This is a genomic window from Cupriavidus pauculus, assembly GCF_022179805.1.
Taxonomy (GTDB): domain Bacteria; phylum Pseudomonadota; class Gammaproteobacteria; order Burkholderiales; family Burkholderiaceae; genus Cupriavidus; species Cupriavidus pauculus_E.
This window is the reverse complement of record NZ_BPUO01000004.1, coordinates 13,715-37,386: the sequence shown is the minus strand read 5'-3', so window position 1 is coordinate 37,386 and position 23,672 is coordinate 13,715. Positions and strand designations below refer to the sequence as shown.

Sequence of the window (23,672 nt, the reverse complement as noted above, 5' to 3'; positions counted from 1 at the left end):
TCCGCGTGGCTGCGCAATGATGCTGGCCGATTCTGATGGCTGCGCCTTTCAACTTCCTTTTCAATGTCCAACCTGCGTTCCTTCCTGCCTTTCATGCTGGCACCGCTGCTGATGCTGCCCGCGCTGGCGACCGCCGAGGGCGATGCCAATCTTGCGCAATGCCAGCGGATCAACCAGGCCCAGTTGCGCACGGCGTCCGAGGAAACGCTGCTGTTCCTGCGCTGCCGGGCACGGCAGATTTCGTACGAGGCGCCCCGGCTCAAGGGGGTGACGCAGAAATTCAGGGACGACCTGGTGTTCTCCTGCCTGGACCAGGCCGATGAAATCGAACACCAGCTACGCGTCAGGCATGGCTACACGCGCGAGACATTGGCCCGCAAGAAATGTGATTCATAGTGCGCGGCCGGCCATTGTCAAATTTCATTGACGGTTCTGTCCAAGTTCGCGTGGATTGTCAAAATCGGTAGGCGGCGTACCATTGGCGGCCAATGTTGTTGTACCGACTTATCCGGAGACTGCCATGGCCCTCGACGCCGAATCCTTTTCCCTGCTGCGCGCCTCGGTGCAGCGTTTTATCGATGAGCGCCTGAAGCCCGCGGAAGATACGCTCGAGGAAATCGACGACGTACCGGCCGATATCGTGGCCGACATGAAGGAGATGGGCCTGTTTGGCATCTCCATTCCGGAAAACTACGGCGGTATCGGCCTGTCGATGTCGCAGGAATGCGATGTGGTCTACGACCTTGGCCACACGGCCTTCGCGTTCCGTTCGGTCTTTGGTACCAACGTGGGCATCGGCTCGCAGGGCATCCTGATGGATGGCACCGAGGAACAGAAGCAGAACTACCTGCCGAAGATCGCCAGTGGCGAACTGGTCATTTCCTTTGCGCTGACCGAGCCGAATGCCGGTTCGGATGCCGCGTCGCTGCAAACCCGCGCGGAGCTGGACGGCGACCACTACGTCATCAACGGCACCAAGCGTTTCATCACCAATGCCCCGCGTGCTGGCGCATTCACGCTGATGGCCCGCACGGGTGGCCAGGGCGCTTCGGGTATTTCGTCGTTCATCGTGCCGGCCGACACCCCGGGCATCTCGCTGGGCAAGCCGGACAAGAAGATGGGCCAGCGCGGCACCAAGACCTGCGACGTGGTCCTGGAAAACGTGCGCGTGCCGGCGGCCAACATCATTGGCGGCGTACCGGGCGTGGGTTTCAAGACGGCCATGAAGGTGCTGGACCGTGGCCGCCTGCATATCTCGGCGCTGGCCTGCGGCATGGCGCACCGCCTGATCACCGACGCAGTGGCCTACGCCAAGGAACGCAAGCAGTTCGGCAAGCCGATTGGCGACTTCCAGTTGATCCAGGGCATGCTGGCCGACAGCCAGGCCGAGCTGTACGCGGGCCTGTCGATGGTGCGCGACTGCGCGCAACGCTACGACGCCAAGCCGGCCGGCAAGAGCGATCCCGAAGTCAGCATGCTGGCTTCGTGCACGAAGATGTTCTGTACCGAAATGGTGGGCCGCGTGGCCGACCGCGCCGTGCAGATCCACGGCGGCGCCGGCTACATCGCCGAATACAAGGCGGAACGTTTCTACCGCGACGTGCGCCTGCTGCGCCTGTACGAAGGCACCACGCAGATTCAGCAACTGATCATCGCCAAGCAACTGCTGCGCGACTGAGCCGGGCCACGACGGGCGGCGGGCCGGCCTGACAGGGGATAGGAGACAGGATGAGCAAGATCCAGGTAGCGACCCCCCGAGGGGCGGTCGCCGCGGACGGCGGCGCGGTCCATCGGCTGCGCGCCGTCGTGGCGACGTACCGTACGATGCTGCAGGCGTACACGCTGGTGATTTCGGCCAACGAGCTGATGGCGCTGTCGAACGGCCCCGAGCCGTCGCATTCGGCGCGCGACTACCGCGCCCAGGCCCATCTGGACCGCCTGCACAGCACCGTGCGCGACTGCGGACTGGCCTTGCCCAACGCCGTCGTTGTGGCGGTGGCCGGCGGCACCATGCGGTGCGAATGCGACCACCTCTATGCGCTGGACCTCGATACCCGGGTCGGAGACGGCCTGATCGTGCTCGACGGCTACCACCGCCTGGCCGAGCTTGCCGATTCCGGGCGCGGCCATATCAAGACGCTGGTAACCGCCGTGCTGTGCTCGACCGGCGTGGCGGAGGCCGAAGCCGTGGCGCCCGCCACGGAAGCCGATTGCGCGCTGATGCACGTTTCCGCGGCGGCACGCTGGGCCGGTGCCACGCGCGTCTGGCAGTGATTGGGGTTCAGGCCCCGACGCACGCCCAGGCTCAGGCCCAGACGCTGTCTACATCGCGCAGCAGATGGCCGGCCAGGATGTAGTCGCCAAGGCGTGAAGCCTTGGCCTCCAGATTCAGCAATTCATGGTCGGCCAGCATGCCCAGGTCGAACTGGCAGTACAGGTTGCGCTGCCGGAACGTCGTCTTGGGCCTGGCCAGCCCCTCCAGCAGCGCCTCGCGGGAACGCACCGCGATGCTTTCCTGCCCGCGATACTGGACCCTGACGCCGCGCTTTTCACCCAGGCGGCCGAGTTCGATGGCGTCCTGCCATCCGGTCTCATAGTCCAGCTCAAGCCCGAGCGCCTGCTCCGAAGCCAAGAGCCTGAGCGCTTCCGCCTTGCTGCCAGCTCGCACGATAGACATTCACACCTCAAGTCTCAACAAAACACTGTATGAATATACAGTGATCGACTGTTTGTCTCAAGGCTTGCCTGCGTGTCTCAGGGCTTGCCTGCGTCGGCCGGCGCGGCGGCCGCGCTTGGGCTGGCTTCCGGCGGGACGGCGGCAGGCGCGCCCGGCGTTGCGCCGAAATCGCCTGCGAATGCCTGTGTCAGCATCGCCGGCCCCAGATAGCGCCGGATCGCCGCGTTCACCGCCTCGGGTTTGGCCGTGCGAATCCCTTCCTCGATGGCTGCCGTATGTGCCATCGTCCTGCCCAGATAAGCTTGGTTGGCCAGTGCCCCGGCCAGGGCGCCGTCGCGGGTCCGGCTGATCAGGCCCTGCTGCAGCAGCCCGCTGGACGCCTCGGCCAGTTCGCTCGCGGTAATGCCGTCGCGGACAAAGCGCGCCATTTCCTCGTCGATGGCCTTGCGCAGTCGAGGCAGGTTCTGCGGGGCATAGGCCGCCCATAGCCCGAACCGCCCGGCGCGGTCGAGGGCGCCGATCGTCAGCGAGCTGGAAACGCCGTAGCTGATGCCGTCCATCTGGCGCAGGCGATCGGCCAGCCGGCTGCGCATGCCGGTGCCGCCGAACACGCGGCTGGCAATCAGCATCAGCGGATAGTCGGGCGAGTCGCTGACCAGGTCCACCGGCTGCGCGGCCAGGTACACCGCATTGGCCTTGCCCGGGGTATCGAGCGTGAAGTCGGTGGCGGGAATCGCCACGAACGGCCGGTCCACCCGTTCAAACGGCACCTGCGCATGCCAGTCGCCGAACAGTAGCTGGGCCTGCTGAATCGCGTCATTGGCATCGAAATCGCCAACAATCGCTAGCTGGGCGTGCTCGGTGCCATAGAAGCGCGCATGAAAGTCCTGCAGGTCGCCAATCGTCACCGCGCGCAGTTGCGCCACGCTCTCGTCGAACGTTGGCGTGTAGCGCGGATCGCCGGGCGGGTAGGGGTTGCCATGGCGGCCCAGCGCATTGGGTGCCAGCGCGCCCGGCTGCTTGCGCTGGCTTTCGATGCCCGCGATGCTGCTGGCGCGCAGCGTCTCCAGCTCGTTGGCCGGGAACGTGGGCATGCGCAGCACGGTGCGCAGCAGCGCCAGCAGGTCGGGCAGGTATTCGCGCCGCGTGTCGAAGCGCACCGTCAGCCGTTCGTCGCTGCCGGCAATCGAGACATTGGCCTTCAGGGCTTCCATGCGGTCCGCGATCTGCTGCCGGCCAAACGCGCCGGCGCCGCGATCGAGCATGGCTGCCGTCAGCGACCCCACCGACCCCTTGCCCTGCAACGTTCGCACATCGCCCATGCGCAGGATCAGCGTGCCGTTGACGGCGCCGCCGCGCGTGGGCTTGGGCAGCAATGCGAGCTGCATGCCGTTGGGCAGCGTCTGGCGCACCGTATGCGCGTCGATGTTGGCCGGGCTGGGATCGAATGCGGCCACGGTCTGCGCGGCCGGCTTGCCGGTGTAATGCTGTGTCAGCGCGGCCAGGTCCGGCGTTGCGGGGATGCTGGCCAGTTGCGGCTTGTCGCCAGGCACGAATTCGCCCACGGTGCGATTGGCCGGGCGGAAGTAGTTTTCCGCCACGCGCTGCACGTCGGCTAGCGTGGTGGTTTCCACACGGTCGCGGTTGATGAAGAACAGTCGCCAGTCGCCCTTGGAGATTGCCCCGGACAAGGCCACGCCATAGGCCGCCGGATCGTTGAGCGTCTTCTCGTAGCCATTGCGCAGGCGCACGCGCGCGCGTTCCAGTTCCTCGGCGGTAACCGGCTGCGCGGCCACGCCTTCGACCGTGGCGATCAGCGCGTCGCGCACCGGTTCGATCGGGCGGTCCTTGCTGGTGCCCGCCGCGAACTGGATCACGCCCGGGTCCTTCATCGACGTGAAGAACGAGCCCTGCCACGCCGCCTTGCGGGTGTCCACGAGGCTGTGTTCGAGCCGGCCGCCGGGCGTGTCGGCCAGGATGACCGACAGCAGGTCCAGCGCGGTGATGTCGGCGTGGGCGCCGGGCGCGACGTGATAGATCGTGGACACGATGCTGCTGTCGCCGGGACGCATCAGCGTCACCTCGCGCGCGCCTTCCTGCGACGGCTCGACGGTGTACTCGGTGGGCAGCACGCGCGTCGGGCGCGGAATCGAGCCGAATGCCAGTTCGATCCGCGCGAGCGTGCGCGCCGCATCGAACTGGCCGGTGACCACCAGCACGGCGTTGTCCGGCTGGTAGTAGCGGCGATAGAACGCCTGCAGGTTGTCGATGCCCACGCGCTCCACGTCGCTGCGGGCCCCGATCACGGCCTTGCCGTAGTTGTGCCAGCGATAGGCGGCCGCGTACATCTGCTGCTGCAGCATGCGCATGGGATTGTTCTCGCCAATCTCCATTTCGTTGCGGACCACGGTCATCTCGCTGTCCAGGTCCTTGCGCGAGACGAAGCTGTTGACCATGCGGTCCGCTTCCATGCGCAACGCCCAGTCGAGGTTGTCGTCGCTGGCCGCGAAGGTCTCGAAGTAGTTGGTACGGTCGTGGTTGGTGGTGCCGTTGTACTGCATGCCGCGCCGCGCGAACTCGGTGGGGATCGTCTTGCCCGGCAGCGACGGCGTGCCCTTGAACAGCAGGTGTTCAAGCAGATGCGCCATGCCGGTTTCGCCGTAGTTCTCGTGGCGGCTGCCCACCAGGTACGTGATGTTGACCGTAGTGGTGGGCTGCGCGTCGTCGGGCGCCAGCAGGATGCGCAGCCCGTTGGGCAGCCGGTACTCGGTGATGCCCTCCACGGTGGTCACGCGCGTGGCATGCGCCAGCGGCGCGGCGGGCGGCGGCGCGGTTGGCGGGCCGGCATGCGCGGGGGCCGCGAGGCCAGACACGGCGGAAACGACGACAGCGACGGCGGCAGCGGCATTGGCCAGGCGTGCCACGGAACGACAACGGTTCATGCAGACTCCATGAGCGGCGCGCAACGCCGCGAGTGAGCAGATTCTAGCCTCAGCCGCGTGCCGTGCAACGCGGCCTAGCGCACTTTCAGAATCGGGGACAAAAGTGCATCAGACTGCATCAGCGCCGGTTTCAGGCGAATGTCCGATTCCAGCGCATTCGATCGGGCACGAAGGCGTACGATGCATGCCATGGAACTCGACCCCGATACCTGCTACAAGGCCGTTGCCTCACACGACCGACGCTTCGACGGACGCTTCTTCGTGGGCGTGTCGTCGACGGGCGTGTACTGCCGGCCGATCTGCGCGGTGCGCACGCCCAAGCGCGAGAACTGCACGTTCTACGAGTCGGCCGCATCCGCGGAAAAACATGGCTTCCGGCCGTGCCTGCGCTGTCGTCCCGAACTGGCGCCCGGCCATGGCCTGGCCGACATCTCGGGGCGGCTGGCCCAGGCGGCCGCCACGCTGATCGACGAAGGATTCATGAGCGACGCAGGCGTGGCGCAACTGGCCGGACGCATCGGCGTGACCGAGCGGCATTTGCGGCGGCTGTTCGATGCCGAATTCGGCGTGTCCGTGCACGAATACGCGCAGACCCAGAAGCTGCTGCTGGCCAAGCGCCTGCTGACCGATACCACGCTGCCCGTGACTGAAGTCGCGCTGGCCGCCGGATTCGGTAGCGTGCGCCGCTTCAACGACGTGCTCAAGGAACGCTACGGCCTGACGCCGCTGGCCATGCGCAAGCGCGCCGCCGACGGCATGGCTGACCGCCTGGTGTTCGAACTGGGCTACCGGCCGCCGCTGGCATGGGTGGAGTGGCTGCGGTTCCTGGGCGTCAGGGTGGTGGATGGCGTTGACCAGTGCCATGGCGGCGCGTACACGCGCACGGTGTCGATCGAGGCTAACGGCCAGCGGCATCTGGGCTGGGCGCGGCTGGAACATGTGGTGAAGCGTGCGGTGGTACGTGTGACGCTGTCGGGATCGCTGGCGCATGTCATTCCGCAAGTGTTGGGCAAGGTGCGCCGGCTGTGCGATCTCGGTTGCCGGCCCGATATCGTCGATGCGCACCTGGGCGAACTGGCCGCGCGCACGCCGGGCATGCGCCTGCCGGGCACGTTCGATGGCCTGGAGATCGCGGTCAGGGCCATCGTCGGACAGGTGATTTCGGTGGTGCAGGCGCGGCGCATCCTGGCGCGGCTGGTGCGCATTGCCGGCGAACCGTTGCCGGAGGCAGCGCTGGCCGGGCTGGTGCACCCCATCGACATGGCGCCGCTCAGTCATGCATTTCCCACGGCCCAGGCGCTGGCCGGCTTGCCCGATGCCGACTACGAAGCCGCTGGCGTGACAACGGCCAAGACCCGCGCGATCCGTGCGCTGGCACGGCAGGTGGCGGCGGGCGAGATCCGGCTCGATCCGCATGCGGCGCCCGACGATACCGTGGCGCGGCTGTGCGCGATCGACGGCATCGGCGACTGGACCGCGCAGTACGTGGCCATGCGGGCGCTGGGTTGGCCCGATGCATTCCCGGGCACCGACTACGCGTTGCGCAAGGTGCTGGGTGTCAGTACCGCGCGGGCGATGCAGGCCATGACCGCGCACTGGGCGCCATGGCGTGCCTATGCGGCGATCCACCTGTGGCATCGCTATGAGGAACTGAAGGACACGTTGAAAGACGAGTCGAAAGATGAACCGAAGGCGCCTGGCGCCGACATCGAGGAAGAAGCAGCATGAACAGCTATCAGATCACCGACAGCCCGTTGGGCAATGTCCTGTTGCGCGCCGAAGATGGCCAATTGACGGGCGTGTTTTTCGCGGGCCAGAAGTACTACCCCGCCCATGCGCGCGCGCTGGCGCCGGAGTCCGCCGCCGATGCGCGCGTGCTGGCCCAGGCCGCCGAAGAACTCGACGCGTACTTCCAGGGCCGTCTGCACGACTTCACCGTGCCGATCCGGTTTGCCGGCAGCGATTTCCAGCACCGCATCTGGCAGGCGCTCTGCGACATCGAGTTTGGCGAAACGTCAACCTACGGCCAGCTCGCGGCCGGACTGGGCCTGCCGCCCAGCCATTCCCGCGCGGTGGGCGGCGCGGTGGGACGCAATCCGCTCTCGGTCATCGTGCCGTGCCACCGCATTCTTGGCGCATCTGGCGCGCTGACCGGCTATGCCGGCGGCGTCGATCGCAAGATCGCGCTGCTGCGCCTGGAAGGCGTGCCCTCTGTCACCGCGAGCCGCATGCCGGCGGGCCAGGCCGCGCTGGCGTTGTCCTGACGATGTCCTTGACGATGTACTGAAGCGGTGTCCAGGCTCTTCGTTGCCATCGATACGCCGGCCGCGCTGGCGGACACCTTGTTGCAAACCCTGCCGGCCCAGCGCGATATCCGCCCCACGCCGGCCGGGCAACTGCACTGCACGCTGCGTTTTCTTGGCGAATGCGACGAAACCTTGGCGGTCGGCATCGCAGAAGCTCTACAGGGCGTCGCGATCCCGCCCCTGGCGCTGCAAGTACAAGGCGTCGGTCGCTTCCGTGGCCGGCAGGGCGCCATCCTGTGGGCCGGGCTGGGGGAGTCGCCGCCCCTGGCGACACTGTTCGCCAGCATCGGCGAGGCGCTGGAAACCGTGGGAATCGCCCCGGAGCGCCGCCGCTTCTGGCCGCATCTGACGTTGGCGCGCTGCCGCGCCGGCGTGCCCGAGCCGCTGCTGCGCGACTGGCTGGCCGCGCATCGCACGCTGATGCTGCCGCCATGGCAGCCGGGCGGCTTTGTGTTGTACGAGAGTTTTCTGGGTCGGGACGGGGCGCGGCATGTTGCGCGCGCAACCTATCGGCCCGTCAGCCCAGGTTGCTGACGCCCAGCGCCACCCCAAGCCCACACAATGTGCTGCCGATCAGCCGGTCCAGCAACCGCTGCCGGCGCAGCATGGCGCCACGCAGCGCTGGCGAGCCAAAACACCACGCGACGATGCCGAACCACACCAGGTGCGCCACCGACATGAACAGGCCATAGCCGAACTGGGCGGCCAGCGGCGTGTGGGGGCTAACCACCTGCGTGTACGTGCTGACCACGAACAGCGTGGTCTTGGGATTCAGCGCATTGGTCAGGAACCCCATGCGACAGGCCGCCGCGCCGGAAATGGGCGCCGCCGCCGTGGTGTCCACCGTCACGGGCGTGCGGTTGCGCAACGTCTGGATACCGATCCAGACCAGATAGCCGGCGCCCAGCAGCTTGATCGCGGACAGCACGCCATGCGCGTTGGCGATCAGCAACGACACCCCGAACATCGTGTAGGCCACGTGCACCTGCACTCCCAGCGCAATGCCCAGCGCGCAGAGCAGGCCGGTCCGGCGCCCGAACAGGTAGCTGTTGCGGGTGACCATGGCGAAGTCCGGGCCGGGGCTGATGACGGCAAGGATCGTGATGGTGGCCACGGCGGCCAGTTCTGTGTAGGGGGTCATTGGGTCGTATCTGGTCAGTTTTCGTCGTGGAAAGCGCGCCGGAAGCGCCGTCGGTAGGGCGAATTCTGGCTCGCAGAAACGGGTACGCAAAGCGATTTATACTTGCGCAATTTCGTGAGAAAAGCTGACTGATTCGTATGGCTCCGATGCACTGGCTGGGCTGGATCCGCTTCTTCGAGGCGGCGGCGCGGCACCAGAATTTCGCGCGCGCGGCCGAGGAGCTGCACCTGACGCATGGCGCCATCAGCCGCCAGATCCGGCAGCTTGAAGACACGCTGGGCGTGGCGCTGTTCGAGCGGCGCAACCGGGCGGTCTTCCTGACCGAAGCCGGCCGCACGCTACACGCGGCGGCCACGCAATCGATGGAATTGCTGGCGTCGACGGCCGAGCGGCTGCGCGCACCAGCCCCCAATGCCGCGCTGGTGCTGTCCTGCGAGCCGACCATCGCCATGCGCTGGCTGATTCCCCGGCTGGGGCGTTTCTCGGCCGCGCATCCCGACATCCCGCTGCACCTGATGGCGGCTGGCGGCCCCGTGGACTTTGCCGTGCACGGCATCGATGTTGCACTGCGGCGAAACGACTTTGCGTTCGATGCGCGCTGGCACACGCGTGAACTGGCGCCCGAGCGCGTGGGTCCGGTTTGCCGGCCCGACCAGGCCGCCACCCCTCTGGCGGCAGCGCCCAGGCTGCATACCCGCACGCGCCCCGACGCCTGGCAGCGCTGGGCCGATAGTGCGGGCGTGACCCTGCCCGGCCTGGCGACGGGGCGGCAGGACGCCTGGTACGAGCACTTCTACTTGAGTCTGCAGGCCGCGGCGGCGGGTCTGGGCTGGGCCGTGGCCTCGGCGTGGATGGCGGCCGACGAACTGGCCGATGGCCGGCTCACGGCGCCCCACGGATTCGTGCCCGATGGCACGGCCTACCACCTGATATCGCCCGTGCCGTTTGCCCGCGATCCGCGCCGGCAGGCGCTGCTGCGCTGGCTGCGTGTCGAGCTGGCGCAAGGTGCGGCACGTGACGAAAACGTGTCCGCCATATGACTGACAATATGACTGACAAATAGGGCTGAAACACGGCCGAAAGCGGTGCGGAAGCTACCCCACGGAAGTCGGTTCCTAAAGTTGCGTCGTATTTTGCCGAAGGCCTAGGCATATGCTTGCGCCGCTATGATGGCGCGCTTACCATGCGGCGCTGGCGCGCCGCGCGCTGACTGACCCCATTGCGCCTCCGCCCTGGCGATTCGCGGTGCAACCACTTTTCGACGTAGCGTATTCCATGAGTCTTCAAGATCCCCGCGGGCCGTATGCCGGCCAATCCTTGTCCCAGCTGGAGGGCGAGCCCGAAGAGCGGGACTCTGCGCAGTCGGATGAACGCTACCGGCTGACACACAGTTCACAAATCGGTACGGTGTTGCGCGATATGGCCTGGCAGAAATGCCTGCTCAACGTGCGCTCGAAGGGTGGCTCGGAGATCGTGACATCGATCCTGCATGTCGACCCGGCCAACAAGACCTTCATTTTCGACTGGTGCCGTGCCGATGCCGAGCGCCAGGCGCTGATGGGTTCCGAGAACAATGCGTTCTCGGGCCTGTTGCGCGGTGTGCCCGTGAACTTCACGGTGGGCGCGCCCGGTGCCACGCGCTTCGAGGGCGGCCCGGCGTTCATCGCCGACTTCCCTGAACGGCTTTATCACTTCCAGCGCCGCCGTCATTTCCGTGCGCGTACGCTGCTGACCAAGGGCTATCGCTGCGAAGTCCAGTTGGTCGACGAGGCCGGCAAGCCGACCGTGCTGCAACTCGATATCGCCGACCTTTCGCTGTCGGGCGTCGGCCTGCGTTCGCGCGCCGTGGGCGCCGACCAGTTGCCGGTGGGCACGGTCATCAAGAAGTGCCGCCTCGACTTTGCCGAGCTGGGCCGCCTGGAGCTGGACATGCAGGTGGTGGGCCACTGGCTGGTGGGGTTCGACGACAACACCGTGCACCACTACGGCTGCGCGTTCCTGAACCCGGATGGCCGCATGGAAAACTTCCTGCAGCGTCTGGTGTTCCAGCTGGAACTGGCGCACCGGGGCTGAAGCCCGGCCGCCAGGCCAGGTTTTCAGCTACCCGTCAGCTACCAACGAGCTTGCCGATCGCGGCTGCCGCCTCACGCATGGGGCCGAGCAGCCGCGCGACCATTTCGGCTTCCGATACCTTGTTGGCCTTCACGCTCACGCTGATGGCGGCCACCACCATGCCCGTCTGGGCGCGCACCGGCACGGCAATCGCCCGCAGGCCCGGTTCCAGTTCCTCGTCGATCAGCACATAGTCCAGCTCGCGTGCGCGCTGGAACGCCGTTTCCAGTTCCGGCCGCGACACCTTGGTCAGCAGCGTGCGCGGCCGTAGCTCGGCGTGCTCGAAGAACGCTTCCAGCACGGCGTCCGGCTGGTGCGCCAGCAGCAGGCGGCCCGTGGACGTGCAATAGGCCGGCAGGCGGCTGCCCATGCCCAGCGCGTGAGTGAGTACACGCTGCACTTCCGAGCGAACCAGATACAGGATGTCGATGCCGTCCAGGATGGCCAGCGCCGAGGTTTCGTGCACGCGGGCGCTCAGGGTGTCGAGGATCGGCTGGGCCGACGACACTAGCGATGTCGACGAAAAATAGGCGTGTCCCAGATGCAGCACGCGCGGGCGCAGCGCAAAGTGGCCGTCCTGCTGGCTCACGTATCCCAGTTGTTCCAGCGTATAGAGGCAGCGCCGCACCGATGCGCGCGACAACTGCGTGCGCTGCGCCACCTGCGAAATAGTGAGTGGGCGCTTGCGCTCCGAGAACGCCTCCAGCACCGTCAGGCCGCGCGCCAGCGACAGCATGAAATTCGGATCCCCGGCAAAGCTGTTGAGGATGTCGGCCGGCGGATGGGCGGCACGAACCGTATCGGCCTGGGCTGGCTTGAGGTGGATTGGATTAGGGGCGTCCATGGGAAAGGAGGGGCGATGCGCTGTTCGATAATCGCGCATCTTAACGCTGCGGCGCGCGGATTGCCGAATCCCGGACAAAAAAATGTCGCCAATTGCGATGGCGACGGGGGAAGGGGGTGTCATCAGGACGAGGCCCTGCTGACCCTGCCGAGTATAGTGAGCGCCGCTTCAAGTCGACATGCAACGAAGGTGGGGTTTCTTCCTCAGCACTTTGAATTTAGTTGCGCCCTGTGCGGGTGCATCGGCCAGCACGGCTACGGTTTGCCCAGGAACAGGTAGAACGCGTACTGCCCGCCGGCTGCCCGTCCGTAGGCCAGGTAGAGCGGACCGATGGGGCTGTCGACGCCCAGGAACAACGAGCCCGACTTGAGCACACCGGTCGGGCTGCCCGGCACCAGCGGGGCGCCCACCCGGCCGATCTCCGCCGATGCCCCGGCGTAGACGCCCTCCAGGATGGTCTGCTTGGCGAGCTTGTTGTAGTAGACCAGCCGCGCGTACTGGATATTGCCGCCGATAAGCTGCCCGGTGCTGTAGCCCGATTGCTGCAGGAAGCCGCCCCACTGGAAAAGGTCGTACGCAGGCAGGGCGGGCCCCCCGAGATTGCTGCCGGCGCGCAGGCCCAGGCTCAGTGTGTGCCGTCCAAAGGAATAGGCGCCGGTCGCCGTGAACTCGCCCTTGGTATAGGTATCGGTGGCGCCCATGCCGGCCTGCGACGAGAACACATTGAGCGTGGCGCCGTAGCCGTAGCGCGGGAAGTTGATGCTGTCGAGCTGGTCGAACAGCAGGCGGCCGGCAATGGCGCGCCGCTGTACGTCGCTGCCGACGGTCGGCGCGAACTGGGCCGGACCGGTGGATAGCGTCAGGTGCTGCTGCCCGATCACCACGCCCAGCCGGGCCTCGCCGTACTTGGTGAACTGGCTGCCAACGTCGAACGCGAAATCCGTGCGGCGCAGGTCGTACTCGGCAATCTTGCTGGCGCCGCTGTAGACATTGATGGGCCGGCGTTCCAGCTCGATGCGCGGCGCCACGAAGAATAGCTGCCGGGTATCGAGCGGCTGGTAGAACTCGCTGACCAGGCTCGACGTCTGCCCGACCTGCACGTCGTTGCGCCACTCGGCTCCCAGCGAGTTGAGCCAGGTGCGGCGATAGCTGGCCAGCACGTTGAAATAGGCGTTGCCGCGAAAGTCCGAAATCAGGCCAAGCCCGAAGCGCAGATAGTCCGGCCCGTAGCTCTTTTCGATGGCGTCCACGCCCAGCACGCGCTTGCCGGGCTCTTCCAGGAAGCGGTAGTTGACGTGCTCGAAGTCGCCGGTGCCGAACAGGCGCCGCATGTCGCGGTCGAGCGTGGCCTGCGAGATCGGCTCGCCGGGCCGGGTTTCCATCGTGGCCAGCGCAAATTCGGGGTTCACGCGCTTCAGCGGCGCCAGGCGGATTTCGTCTACGGGACGCAGGTCCGGCAGCGGCAACGCGCGCTGCGTGTCGCGCAAGGCCAGGTACTGGTCCGGCGGCAATGCCAGCGCGGCCAGACGGGGGGCCACGAGCCGCGCGGCTGCTTCGCCGATGGGGATGGTCTTGGGCAGGTGATCGAAGTCGCCGGCGGAGAAATCGCCCAGCGCCGGTTCGATCAGGATGTCCGCCGGCTTCAGCGACGCCAGCGACGTGCGCACGTTCTGCTCGGTCAGGATATTGAGCATCTGGCCGGTGACCCCGATCAGCGACGTCAGCTCCTCGCGCTTCATCAACGGCGTGCCCAGGTTCACGGCGATGACGATGTCGGCGCCCATGGCGCGCGCCACGTCCACAGGCAGGTTGTCGGTCAGGCCGCCGTCGACGAGCAGCTTGCCCTGGTACTCGGTTGGCGCCACGGCGCCCGGCACCGACATGCTGGCACGCATGACGTTGGCCAGTTCGCCTTCGCTGAACACCACCGGCGTGCCGGCGACGAGGTCGGTGGCCACCGCGCGGTACGGAATCGGCAACCGGTCGAAGTCCCAGTAGCCGGGCGCATTGGCCAGTTGCCGCAAGACCGTTTCGAGCTGCACGCCGGAGACCACGCCCTTGGGCAGCAGCAGCCCGTCGCTACGCACGCCGATCTCGGGCGTGACCAGGTTGGTGTGGTCCTCGATCTTGCGCCGGATGGCCAGGTCCTGCCGGGGCGGGCGTTCCTTGAAGATGGCTTCGGTCGACAGGCCGCCGACCAGCTTTTCCATGTCGGCCGTGCTCATGCCGGTGGCATACGCACCGCCTACCAGCGACCCCATGCTGGTGCCGGCGATGCAGTCCACGGGCACGCGCAGTTCTTCGAGCACCTTGAGCACGCCGATATGCGCCGCGCCGCGCGCCCCGCCGCCGGACAGCACCAGGCAGATGCGGGGCCGGCCCGCCGGATGCGGCGGCAGCGGCGGGCTGGCGACGGAGGTGCCGGGAACGGCGGGGGTCAGTACGGGCGGGGCGGTGGGGGCCGGGTTGGGCGGCGGCAAGGTCTGGCCGTACGCCAGCGCGGCGCACGCGCACGCCAGCGTCGCCGCCAGGAACCGGGCGGACCGATGCAATGCGGAAGTGACGCGCGTGGCAATGACCATGGGGGCAGTCCGCCGTGTACCGGCTTGGCGCCACCACACTATCAGCAGCACCGCACGCGGCACAGCACCTTCGAAACAATTCAATATGAGCCCAGGTTTCCTGCATATCAGGGATTGGCCCGGCATGCATTGGACCAAAGACCCGGGCCGGCGCGGCGGCATATACTGGCGCGGTTTCGTTCACCACTGCATCGCCGTGTCCGCCGCCGAGTCTTTTCCGTTGCCCGATGACCCCAAACCGCAGCCGCCCGAACGCCCCGGCGACAACGAGTGTTGCCAGAGCGGCTGCGACCCCTGCGTGTTCGATTTCTACAACGACGAAATGGACCGCTACCGCCAGGAACTGAAGGCGTGGGAAGCGCGGCAGGTCGGGCGCGTGAAGGTGGACCCGTGAAGGTGAGCCCATGACAGATGCGGCCAGCCCGGCCGGTGTGCTGCTCGATTTTGTGGAGCGCCACCCGCGGCTGTTCGTGCTGACCGGCGCGGGCATCAGCACCGATTCGGGCATTCCGGGCTATCGCGACGAGCAGGGGCGCTGGCAGCGGTCGGCGCCGATGACGATCTCCGCGTTCCTGAGCGGCCCCGCCGCGCGCCAGCGCTACTGGGCGCGCAGCATGATCGGCTGGCCCGTGGCCGACGCCGCGCAGCCGAACGTCAGCCACCACGTGGTGGCGGGCCTGGGCGACGCGGGACGGGTGGCGGCGCTGGTCACGCAGAACGTGGATGGCCTGCACCAGCGTGCCGGCAGCCGCGACGTGATCGAACTCCACGGCAGCATCGGCCAGGTGGTCTGCCTGTCGTGCGCCACACACTACCCCCGCACCTACATCCAGCGCTGGCTCTGGCTGCACAACCCCGACTTCCGCGAGATCACCGCGCTGCCGGCGGCCGATGGCGATGCCCATCTGGAGTCACCGCTGTTCGACGACTTTGCCGTGCCCGACTGCGAACGATGCGGCGGCGTGCTCAAGCCCGACGTGGTGTTTTTTGGCGAATCGGTGCCGCGCGAGCGCGTGGATGCCGGCCGCACGACGCTGGACGCCAGCGATGCGATGCTCGTGATCGGGTCTTCGCTGACGGTCTTCTCGGGCTACCGCTTCTGCCTGTGGGCGGCAGAACGGGGTTTGCCGATCGCGGCGTTGAACCTGGGCACCACGCGTGCCGATGCGCTGCTGACGCGCAAGATATCGGCTCCGATCGGCCCGACCCTGGCCTTGCTGGCCGAGGGGCTGGGGCTGGCTAGCGCAGGTCCAGCTTCACGCTGATGCCGTCCGGCGTCACCGTGATGGCGCCCGGCTGTACTTCCTTGCCATTGAAGCGCAGTTCCTCGGGCTTGAACGTGTGCAGCGGATAGTCCTTGAGCAACTGCTCGGCCACCACCGCGCCGATGGCGTTGAGCTGCTGCGTGTACTGGTTCATGCCTTGTACCTGCACGTCCTGGACGGTGGGATTGTCGAGCAGCACGGCGCGCCGGGTGCTGTCGTACTTCACGCCGCTGTTGAGCGACATCGTGCCGTTGACCGGCGGCGATGGAATGATCGTGTTGGTCACCGCCGCGTCCATCTGCGTGGTCACGCGGTTGGTGGCTTCGTCGAGCACCAGCCGTGGATGCGACAACTGCACGCTGACCAGCTCGCCGTACCGCAGCGTGGTGGGAAAGCGCTTGTCCACGGCGCCCTGCAGTTCGGCCTTGGTGAACGTGTACTCGCCGGTCCAGACGTTGTAGCCGGCGTGCGCCGTGCCCACGACGGCGGTGGCGATGGCCACGGCCAGCAGGCGGCGGATACAGGTAGATGCGTAGGTAGGTGCGATCTGGGGCATGTAGACGGATCGGTCGGTCGATAGCCGGTCAGACCGGGATATCGCCACGATCGTTCCGAAATGTGACGTATGCGTTTTTTCCCCCAGCGCGCCGCCGGTTCGCATTACTTAATAGTGCGGCGGGATTTCGTGCTGCGGGCTGGACGTTTCGGCGTCGGCGGGTGCCGCCGCGCGCACCTGCTGGTACAGCAGGCGGAACTGGGCCTGCAGCAGGTCGATCTGTTGTTGCTGACGGGCGACGGTCAGGTTCAGCGTCTCGATCAGGTCCTCCTGAAAGGCGACCTTGATTTCGAGATCGGTCAGGCGGGATTCCATGGGCAATTCTCCGGTTGGGCGCGCGCATTGTACGGGATGCCGCGCGGCGCCCAGCCGGGGGCGCATGGATCAGCGCGTCATTCCTTGGGTGCCACCAGCACCATCCAGGTGATGCCGAACTTGTCGGCCACCATGCCGAAGCGCTCGCTAAAGAACGTCGGCCCGGCCGGCATGATTACCTGGCCGCCCTGCGACAGCGCGCCCAGGGCCTTGTCCACTTCGGCGCCAGTGCCCACGGTGATCGACAGCGCAAAGCCCTTGAATTCGGCGTTGCCCTTGTTCTCGCCGTCGGAGCCCATGATCGTGGTGTCGCCAATCTGCAGCGCCATGTGCATGACCTTGTCGCCGCTGCCGGGCGCCGGGCCGCAACCGGGGCCCGCGTCGGGCGGGGCGTCCTTGAAGCGCAGCATGCCTTCCACCTTGGCGCCAATGGCGGTCTTGTAAAACTCGGCCGCTTCCTCTGCGCGACCGTCGAAGAACAGGTAGGACTGGACTTTCGAAGACATCGACATCTCCTGCTGGTTGGGGCCCGGCTGCGCCGGACAGTGTGTGGACGCGGCATTTGTGTACGCCGTCCACAAAAGACTAGTCGACGGTCTGGACGATGTCCACATTTATTTTCGGCGGCCCCGCGTTTGGCGCTGACGCCGCGCCATGTCACAATTCACGGTTACGAGTTTCGGGCGCCGCACCGGCTCGCCGCATGATCGGATCATGCGGGGGCGCCCCAAGAGCCGACAAATTCACCTGGTTTTCTGGCGATGACTACCATCCTGCAGCACATTCCTTCCGGCCAGCGCGTCGGTATCGCATTCTCGGGCGGCCTGGACACCAGCGCCGCGCTTCTCTGGATGCGCCAGAAGGGCGCCATTCCTTACGCCTACACAGCCAACCTGGGCCAGCCGGACGAGCCCGACTACGACGACATCCCGCGTCGCGCCATGGCATACGGTGCCGAGGCCGCGCGCCTGGTGGACTGCCGCACCCAGCTGGTGGCCGAGGGCATCGCCGCGCTGCAATGCGGCGCGTTCCACATCTCCACCGCCGGCGTGACGTACTTCAACACCACGCCGATCGGCCGTGCCGTGACCGGCACGATGCTGGTGGCCGCGATGAAGGAAGACGGCGTCAACATCTGGGGCGATGGCAGCACGTTCAAGGGCAACGACATCGAGCGCTTCTACCGCTACGGCCTGCTGACCAACCCGGGCCTGCAGATCTACAAGCCGTGGCTGGACCAGCAGTTCATCGACGAACTGGGCGGCCGTACCGAGATGTCCGAGTTCATGCGCCAGAACGGCCATGACTACAAGATGTCGTCGGAAAAGGCTTACTCGACCGACTCGAACATGCTGGGCGCCACCCACGAAGCCAAGGACCTGGAACACCTGAACTCGGGTATCCGCATCGTCCAGCCGATCATGGGCGTGCAGTTCTGGCGCGATGAAGTGGAAGTGAAGCGCGAGGAAGTGACCGTGCGCTTCGAAGAAGGCCAACCGGTGGCGCTGAACGGCAAGACGTTCGCCAACGCCGTGGATCTGTTCACCGAAGCCAATGTCATCGGCGGCCGCCATGGCCTGGGCATGAGCGACCAGATCGAGAACCGCATCATCGAGGCCAAGAGCCGTGGCATCTACGAAGCCCCGGGCCTGGCGCTGCTGTTCATCGCCTACGAGCGCCTGATCACCGGCATCCACAACGAAGACACGATCGAGCAGTACCGCGACAACGGCCGCCGCCTGGGCCGCCTGCTGTACCAGGGCCGCTGGTTCGACCCGCAGGCCATCATGCTGCGCGAAACCGCCCAGCGCTGGGTGGCGGGCGCCGTGACCGGTGAAGTGACCATCGAACTGCGCCGTGGCAACGACTACTCGATCCTGAACACCACCTCGTCGAACCTGACGTACAAGCCCGAGCGCCTGACGATGGAAAAGGGCGAGTCGATGTTCACGCCGCTGGACCGCATCGGCCAGCTGACCATGCGCACGCTCGACATCGTCGACACGCGCGAGAAGCTGCAGACGTACGCCAAGACCGGCCTGCTGTCGACGCAGACCAGCGCGGCCCTGCCGAAGCTCGAAGACTGAGCCACGGCGGTACGCTGACAAGAAAAACCGGCACGAGCAATCGTGCCGGTTTTTTTTTTGCGGATGGCCCGGAGAGGGTTTGCGTCCCCAAGCAGGCCGCGCCGCATCGCGGCACAATGCAGCTTCCTCAACCGGAGCGCATCGTCATGCCAGACTTCACCATGCAGTACCGCCGCCTGGGCGCCAGCAACCTGAACGTTTCCACCCTGTGCCTGGGCACGATGATGTTCGGCGACCAGACCGACGAAGCCGAGGCGGGCCGCATCGTCGCCAGCGCCCGTGCGCATGGCGTCAACTTCATCGACACGGCCGATGTGTACACCAAGGGCGCGTCCGAATCGATGGTGGGGCGCCTGCTGCAGGGCCAGCGGCACGACTGGGTGCTGGCCACCAAGCTCGGCAACGCCATGGGCAGCGGCCCGAACCAGCAGAACTACTCGCGTAGCTGGATCATGCGCGAAGTGGAAGACAGCCTGAGCCGCCTGGCCACGGACTACGTCGACGTCCTTTACCTGCACCGCGACTTCGCCGGGGCGAATCTGGAGGAACCGGTTCGCGCGATGGGCGACCTGATCCGCGCCGGCAAGATCCGCTACTGGGCCGTGTCGAACTTCCGCGGCTGGCGCATCGCGGAGATCGCCGCGCTGTGCGACAAACTGGGCGTGCCGCGTCCGGTGGCATGTCAGCCGTATTACAACCTGCTGAATCGCATGCCCGAAGTGGAAATCCTGCCGGCCTGCCAGCATTTCGGCCTGGGCGTGGTGCCTTACAGCCCGATCGCGCGCGGCGTGCTGACCGGCAAGTACCTGCCCGGCCAGGCCCCGCAGGCCGATTCGCGTGCCGGCCGCGCCGACCGCCGCATGATGGAAACCGAATTCCGCGAGGAATCGCTGGTCATTGCGCAGACGCTCAAGGCGCATGCCGAAAACCGCGGGCTGTCGGCGGGCCAGTTCGCCACCGCCTGGGTGCTGGCCAATCCGATCATCAGCTCGGTCATCGCCGGGCCGCGTACGCTGGCCCAGTTCGAGGACTATTTTGGTGCAGTGGGCGCGACGCTGTCCGCGCAGGAAGAGGCCATGGTCGACGACCTCGTGCCGCGCGGCCATGCATCCACGCACGGCTACAACGATCCGAACTATCCGTTCGGCGGCCGTCCGGTCGGTGCTGCCTGAGCACGCGGCCGCTTCGTAAAATCCACAACGGAAGCCGGTATTTCACGCGCGAAATGCAAGCACGTGTGATGCCCAAGCTTCCTGTTGCGCGGCACGCACGCCACGGTGTTTGAATGCGTGCGGCGGCCAACTTCCGTCGCACATTCGTCGTCCGATACGCGTAATATAAATGCACGCGGTGGCCTTTGGATGAGGGCCATGTGGCGCAGGCTTTGAGCCGGCGACGCCCACCGAAACGGCGGGCCCGGCGCAACCGGATGCGAAACGTGTCACGTCGTGGCTGGATCCTTGCTGGGATGGCAGTCGCCGTATGCGGCGGCGCGTACATTGTTGTGAGCCTCGTGGCCAACGAGGTTCGCACGTCCCAATGGCAGGCTCGCTACATGAGCCGGCTGGGCAAGGCATTGACCTACGAAATTCTGCCCGGCCCCAGCGACAGCATCCGCTATCCCCATTCCGGTCCCTACGATTTGCGCCTGGGCTATGAACGGCTGGGCGAATTCGGCGAGCGCCTGCTCAAGACCGGCTATGTCACCACGTCGCAATCGCGCATGTCATTTGACATGGTGCGATTGATGGACCAGGGCATTTTTCCGCCGTATCGCGAGAAGAACCAGGCCGGGCTGCTGATTCGCGACTGCAACGCGTTGACCATGTCGTACGACCGCTATCCGCAGCGGCAGTACGACACGTTCGACGCGATCCCGAAGGTGCTGGTGGCGTCGCTGCTGTTCGTCGAAAACCAGAACCTGCTCAATCCCGAGTTTCCGATGATGAATCCGGCGCTGGACTGGCGCCGGCTGTCGCGCGCGGTGATCGACCAGGGCATCCGGCTGGCGGATCGCAGCCACGGCACGCCGGGCGGCAGTACGCTGGCCACGCAGATCGAGAAATACCGGCATTCGCCCGAAGGCCGCACGCAATCGATCCCGGACAAGTTCCGGCAGATGACCTCGGCTTCACTGCGCGCCTATCGCGACGGCCCCGATACGCAGCGGGCGCGCGAAAACGTGGTGGTCGACTACCTGAACACCGTGCCGCTGTCGGCGCGCCAGGGCTATGGCGAAGTGGACGGCATCGGCGACGCGCTGTTCGTCTGGTACGGCGAGGACTTCACCGAGGCCAATACGCTGCTGCGCGGCATGGACGTGCGCAACCCAAGCCCGCGCGAAGCGCAGGCGTACAAGCGCGCGCTGTCACTGATCATCTCGCAGCGCCGGCCGTCGTATCACCTGCGCCGCGACGACACGAACCTCGACGCGCTGACGGGCAGCTACCTGCGCCTGCTGGCGGGCTCGAACATCATCACGCCGGAGTTGCGCGACGCCGCGCTGGCGCAGACGCTGGACAAGGCAGCGCCACCGGTGCGCCCCGTGCCCGAGCCGTGGGTCACGCGCAAGGCCGTCAACCAGGTGCGCAACGACGTGCAGCACATGCTGCAGGTGAACAGCCGCTACGACCTGGACCGGCTGGACCTGACGGTCGACAGCACGATCAACCGCGAAGTCCAGCGGCTGGTGACGCAAACGCTGCAGCGCATCAACAACAAGGACGACGCGCGGCAGATGGGCCTGTACGGCAAGAACCTGCTGCGTGACGGCGACGATCCGTCGAAGCTGGTGGCCAGCTTCACGCTGTTCGAGCGCGTGGGCAATGCCAGCGTGGTGCGCGTGCAGGCCGACAACGTCGACCAGCCGTTCGACCTCAACAGCGGCGCCCGGCTGAACCTGGGCTCCACCGCCAAGTTGCGCACGCTGGTGACGTACCTGGAAGTCATCAACGAGATCAACGAGCGCTACAAGGGCCTGAGCCAGGCGGAACTGAAGGCCATCGAGGTGCCGCGCCAGGACGCGCTGACCCGCTGGACCATCGACTACCTGATCAAGACCAGGACGCCGGCCGAGCGCGAACGGCAAGCCGTGCTGGAAGCGGCGATGGAACGCAAGTACTCGGGCAATGCCGGCGAGGCGTTCTTCACGGGCGGCGGCATGCAGGCGTTCACGAACTTCGAGAAGTGGGAAGGCGAACGGCAGATGACGGTGCGCGTGGGGTTCCAGCACTCGGTCAACCTGGTCTTTATCCGCATGATGCGCGACATCGTGCGCTATCAGGTCTGGCAGGAACACCCCGATGCCACCGCGCTGTTTGAAGACCGCGACTCGCAGCGCCGGCGCGCCTACCTGGAGCAGTTTGCCGACGAGGAAGGCACCGCGTACATGACGGCGTTCTGGCAGCGCTATCGCGGCAAGACCAACGACCAACGGCTTGAGATACTGCTGGGACGGGTCAAGCAGCCCACGCCCCGGCTGGCGGCCGTGCGTCTGTCCGTGACGCTGCTCAGCGCGCGGCCCGACACCAACTACGAGACCTTCGCCAGGACGCTGCGCGAGAAGTTGCCGAAGAAGTTCCAGCCGTCCGAGGAAGACCTGCAGGCGCTGTTCATCAAGTATGACCACGACAAGTTCAACCTCAACGACCGCGGCTACCTGTCGCGCATCCATCCGCTGGAACTGTGGATGATGGAGTACCTGGGCAAGCATCCCGATGCCACGCTCAAGGAAATTCTCGAAGCCAGCGAGCCCGATCGCCAGACCGTGTACGCCTGGCTGTTCAAGACGCGCAGCAAGCTCGGGCAGGATGCCCGCATCCGCACGCTGCTGGAACGCGAGGCCTTCGAGAAGATCGCCCGGCGCTGGCAACGGCTGGGCTATCCGTTCGAATCGCTGACGCCGTCGTATGCCAGCGCGGTCGGTGCCTCGGGCGATCGTCCGGCGGCGTTGGCGGAACTGGCCGGCATCATCCTGAACAACGGCGTGGATGCGCAGCCGGCCGCGGTGCGCACGCTGGCCTTTGCCGGCCAGACGCCGTATGCCACCACCTACAGCCTGCGGCCGCAGCCGGGCAAGCCGCTGATTCCGGTGGAGATTGCCACGCTGGTGCGGCGTTCGATGTTCGATGTGGTGCAGGCCGGCACGGCCAAGTCGATCAATGGCGCGTTCGTGCCGCTGAATCGCAAGGGGCAGCCGCAGGGTGCGCCGCTGCAGGTCGGCGGCAAGACCGGTACCGGCGACCAGCGCTTCCAGACCTATGGCCCGGGCGGGCGCGTGATTTCGTCGCGGGCGGTGAACCGCTCGGCCACGTTCGTGTTCGTCATTGGCGAGCGGTATTTCGGTACGGTGACGGTGCACGTGCGCGAGCCATACGCGGCGCGCTATTCGTTCACCAGTGCACTGGCCGTGCGCGTGCTGCGTTCGCTGTCGCCGCAGATCACGGCCATGGCGTCGCCAGGCGGCGATGCCACGCTGCTACGCTGCCGCGACAGTGCGGCGCCGACGCTCACGTTGCTGGAATCGCCGGCGGACGCACCTTCCGGCGGCCTAGCGCTTGCGACGCACGAGATCGTAGATAAATAGCAGGACGATGGCGCCGATGATCGAGGCGATCCAGCCCACCGGTTCGCCCGCCTGATAGAAGCCCGCCGCGCGACCCACATAGCCAGCCGCCAGGGCGCCCAGTACACCCAGGATGATCGTCATGATCCATCCCATCTTGTCGTCGCCGGGCTTGATGGCCCGTGCAATCAGTCCGACGATCAGGCCCACGAATACCGTACCGAGAAATGCCATCATGATGCGCTCCTGCCGTTGCGAAGAGGGGATGGCGGCACATCGTG

At 66.4% G+C, this 23,672-nt stretch carries 22 protein-coding genes; 13 read left to right on the top strand and 9 right to left on the bottom strand.

Annotation, left to right across the window (positions count from 1 at the left end; genetic code table 11):
• The first annotated feature begins 63 nt into the window (after positions 1 to 63).
• From MFF62_RS08850 to MFF62_RS08840, 3 genes are all read left to right on the top strand, one after another.
• The gene (locus MFF62_RS08850; protein WP_238262255.1) at positions 64 to 396 is read left to right on the top strand and encodes a hypothetical protein; all 333 of its coding nucleotides are present in this window, start codon (positions 64 to 66) and stop codon (positions 394 to 396) included.
• A 124-nt stretch (positions 397 to 520) separates the two neighbouring features.
• Positions 521 to 1,678, top strand: coding sequence for an acyl-CoA dehydrogenase family protein (locus tag MFF62_RS08845; protein ID WP_238262254.1), 1,158 nt, complete (start codon positions 521 to 523; stop codon positions 1,676 to 1,678).
• 50 nt (positions 1,679 to 1,728) lie between these two features.
• Entirely contained in the window at positions 1,729 to 2,274 is a 546-nt protein-coding gene (locus tag MFF62_RS08840) for a hypothetical protein (RefSeq protein WP_238262252.1), read from the top strand.
• Positions 2,275 to 2,305: 31 nt separating this feature from the next.
• Here MFF62_RS08840 and MFF62_RS08835 read toward each other — a convergent pair whose 3' ends face one another.
• Positions 2,306 to 2,677 carry a PHA-granule associated protein 4 gene (locus MFF62_RS08835; protein WP_238262249.1) on the bottom strand — a complete coding sequence of 124 codons (372 nt, stop codon included), beginning with the start codon at positions 2,675 to 2,677 and terminating at the stop codon, positions 2,306 to 2,308.
• 77 nt (positions 2,678 to 2,754) lie between these two features.
• Complete coding sequence (locus MFF62_RS08830; protein ID WP_238262247.1) at positions 2,755 to 5,619, bottom strand: M16 family metallopeptidase; 2,865 nt, start codon at positions 5,617 to 5,619, stop codon at positions 2,755 to 2,757.
• Positions 5,620 to 5,808: 189 nt separating this feature from the next.
• Between MFF62_RS08830 and MFF62_RS08825 the strand changes: the two genes are divergently transcribed.
• From MFF62_RS08825 to thpR, 3 genes are read left to right on the top strand one after another with little or no spacing between them, the layout of a single operon-like run.
• Entirely contained in the window at positions 5,809 to 7,347 is a 1,539-nt protein-coding gene (locus MFF62_RS08825) for an Ada metal-binding domain-containing protein (protein WP_238262245.1), read from the top strand.
• On the top strand, positions 7,344 to 7,883 hold the full coding sequence (locus MFF62_RS08820) for a methylated-DNA--[protein]-cysteine S-methyltransferase (protein ID WP_238262243.1): 540 nt from the start codon (positions 7,344 to 7,346) through the stop codon (positions 7,881 to 7,883). The genes MFF62_RS08825 and MFF62_RS08820 overlap by 4 nt, the downstream gene beginning before the upstream one ends.
• Before the next feature lie 27 nt (positions 7,884 to 7,910).
• Positions 7,911 to 8,459 (top strand): RNA 2',3'-cyclic phosphodiesterase, encoded by a 549-nt coding sequence (thpR, locus tag MFF62_RS08815; RefSeq protein ID WP_238262241.1) that lies wholly within the window; start codon positions 7,911 to 7,913, stop codon positions 8,457 to 8,459.
• Here the strand turns inward: thpR and MFF62_RS08810 are convergent.
• Complete coding sequence (locus MFF62_RS08810; protein ID WP_238262239.1) at positions 8,443 to 9,066, bottom strand: LysE family translocator; 624 nt, start codon at positions 9,064 to 9,066, stop codon at positions 8,443 to 8,445. The two genes, thpR and MFF62_RS08810, sit on opposite strands and share 17 nt — an antisense overlap.
• 146 nt (positions 9,067 to 9,212) lie before the next feature.
• On the opposite strand from MFF62_RS08810, the gene MFF62_RS08805 reads away from it, so the two are divergent.
• Both MFF62_RS08805 and MFF62_RS08800 read left to right on the top strand, forming a co-directional pair.
• The gene (locus MFF62_RS08805; protein WP_238263056.1) at positions 9,213 to 10,106 is read left to right on the top strand and encodes a LysR substrate-binding domain-containing protein; all 894 of its coding nucleotides are present in this window, start codon (positions 9,213 to 9,215) and stop codon (positions 10,104 to 10,106) included.
• Between the two features lie 235 nt (positions 10,107 to 10,341).
• Positions 10,342 to 11,139, top strand: coding sequence for a flagellar brake protein (locus MFF62_RS08800; protein ID WP_238262237.1), 798 nt, complete (start codon positions 10,342 to 10,344; stop codon positions 11,137 to 11,139).
• Between the two features lie 34 nt (positions 11,140 to 11,173).
• Here the strand turns inward: MFF62_RS08800 and MFF62_RS08795 are convergent, their stop codons facing one another.
• Together MFF62_RS08795 and MFF62_RS08790 are read right to left on the bottom strand one after the other, a co-directional pair.
• On the bottom strand, positions 11,174 to 12,022 hold the full coding sequence (locus tag MFF62_RS08795; protein WP_238262235.1) for an IclR family transcriptional regulator domain-containing protein: 849 nt from the start codon (positions 12,020 to 12,022) through the stop codon (positions 11,174 to 11,176).
• Positions 12,023 to 12,276: 254 nt separating this feature from the next.
• On the bottom strand, positions 12,277 to 14,604 hold the full coding sequence (locus tag MFF62_RS08790) for a patatin-like phospholipase family protein (RefSeq protein WP_238262233.1): 2,328 nt from the start codon (positions 14,602 to 14,604) through the stop codon (positions 12,277 to 12,279).
• Positions 14,605 to 14,728: 124 nt separating this feature from the next.
• On the opposite strand from MFF62_RS08790, the gene MFF62_RS08785 reads away from it, so the two are divergent.
• Together MFF62_RS08785 and MFF62_RS08780 are read left to right on the top strand one after the other, a co-directional pair.
• Positions 14,729 to 14,998: an oxidoreductase-like domain-containing protein gene (locus MFF62_RS08785; RefSeq protein WP_404990706.1), complete on the top strand. Its 270-nt coding sequence runs from the start codon at positions 14,729 to 14,731 to the stop codon at positions 14,996 to 14,998.
• 10 nt (positions 14,999 to 15,008) lie between these two features.
• Positions 15,009 to 15,869: an NAD-dependent protein deacetylase gene (locus MFF62_RS08780; RefSeq protein WP_238262232.1), complete on the top strand. Its 861-nt coding sequence runs from the start codon at positions 15,009 to 15,011 to the stop codon at positions 15,867 to 15,869.
• On the opposite strand, the gene MFF62_RS08775 is transcribed toward MFF62_RS08780, so the two are convergent.
• The 3 genes from MFF62_RS08775 to MFF62_RS08765 all read right to left on the bottom strand — a co-directional run bounded on the left by MFF62_RS08775 (position 15,844) and on the right by MFF62_RS08765 (position 17,246).
• On the bottom strand, positions 15,844 to 16,425 hold the full coding sequence (locus MFF62_RS08775; protein WP_238262231.1) for a DUF1439 domain-containing protein: 582 nt from the start codon (positions 16,423 to 16,425) through the stop codon (positions 15,844 to 15,846). The two genes, MFF62_RS08780 and MFF62_RS08775, sit on opposite strands and share 26 nt — an antisense overlap.
• 108 nt (positions 16,426 to 16,533) lie before the next feature.
• The gene (locus MFF62_RS08770; protein ID WP_238262229.1) at positions 16,534 to 16,740 is read right to left on the bottom strand and encodes a SlyX family protein; all 207 of its coding nucleotides are present in this window, start codon (positions 16,738 to 16,740) and stop codon (positions 16,534 to 16,536) included.
• Positions 16,741 to 16,817: 77 nt separating this feature from the next.
• Positions 16,818 to 17,246, bottom strand: coding sequence for a VOC family protein (locus MFF62_RS08765; RefSeq protein ID WP_238262227.1), 429 nt, complete (start codon positions 17,244 to 17,246; stop codon positions 16,818 to 16,820).
• Between the two features lie 255 nt (positions 17,247 to 17,501).
• Here MFF62_RS08765 and argG point away from each other — a divergent pair, with 255 nt between their 5' ends.
• The 3 genes from argG to MFF62_RS08750 all read left to right on the top strand — a co-directional run bounded on the left by argG (position 17,502) and on the right by MFF62_RS08750 (position 23,412).
• Positions 17,502 to 18,827, top strand: a complete 1,326-nt coding sequence (argG, locus tag MFF62_RS08760; protein WP_238262225.1) for an argininosuccinate synthase — start codon at positions 17,502 to 17,504, stop codon at positions 18,825 to 18,827.
• A gap of 146 nt (positions 18,828 to 18,973) precedes the next feature.
• Positions 18,974 to 19,999 (top strand): aldo/keto reductase, encoded by a 1,026-nt coding sequence (locus MFF62_RS08755; RefSeq protein ID WP_238262223.1) that lies wholly within the window; start codon positions 18,974 to 18,976, stop codon positions 19,997 to 19,999.
• Positions 20,000 to 20,265: 266 nt separating this feature from the next.
• Positions 20,266 to 23,412: a transglycosylase domain-containing protein gene (locus tag MFF62_RS08750; RefSeq protein WP_404990729.1), complete on the top strand. Its 3,147-nt coding sequence runs from the start codon at positions 20,266 to 20,268 to the stop codon at positions 23,410 to 23,412.
• On the opposite strand, the gene MFF62_RS08745 is transcribed toward MFF62_RS08750, so the two are convergent.
• Positions 23,377 to 23,628, bottom strand: coding sequence for a GlsB/YeaQ/YmgE family stress response membrane protein (locus MFF62_RS08745; protein WP_238262219.1), 252 nt, complete (start codon positions 23,626 to 23,628; stop codon positions 23,377 to 23,379). The genes MFF62_RS08750 and MFF62_RS08745 overlap by 36 nt on opposite strands.
• Positions 23,629 to 23,672 lie beyond the last annotated feature (44 nt).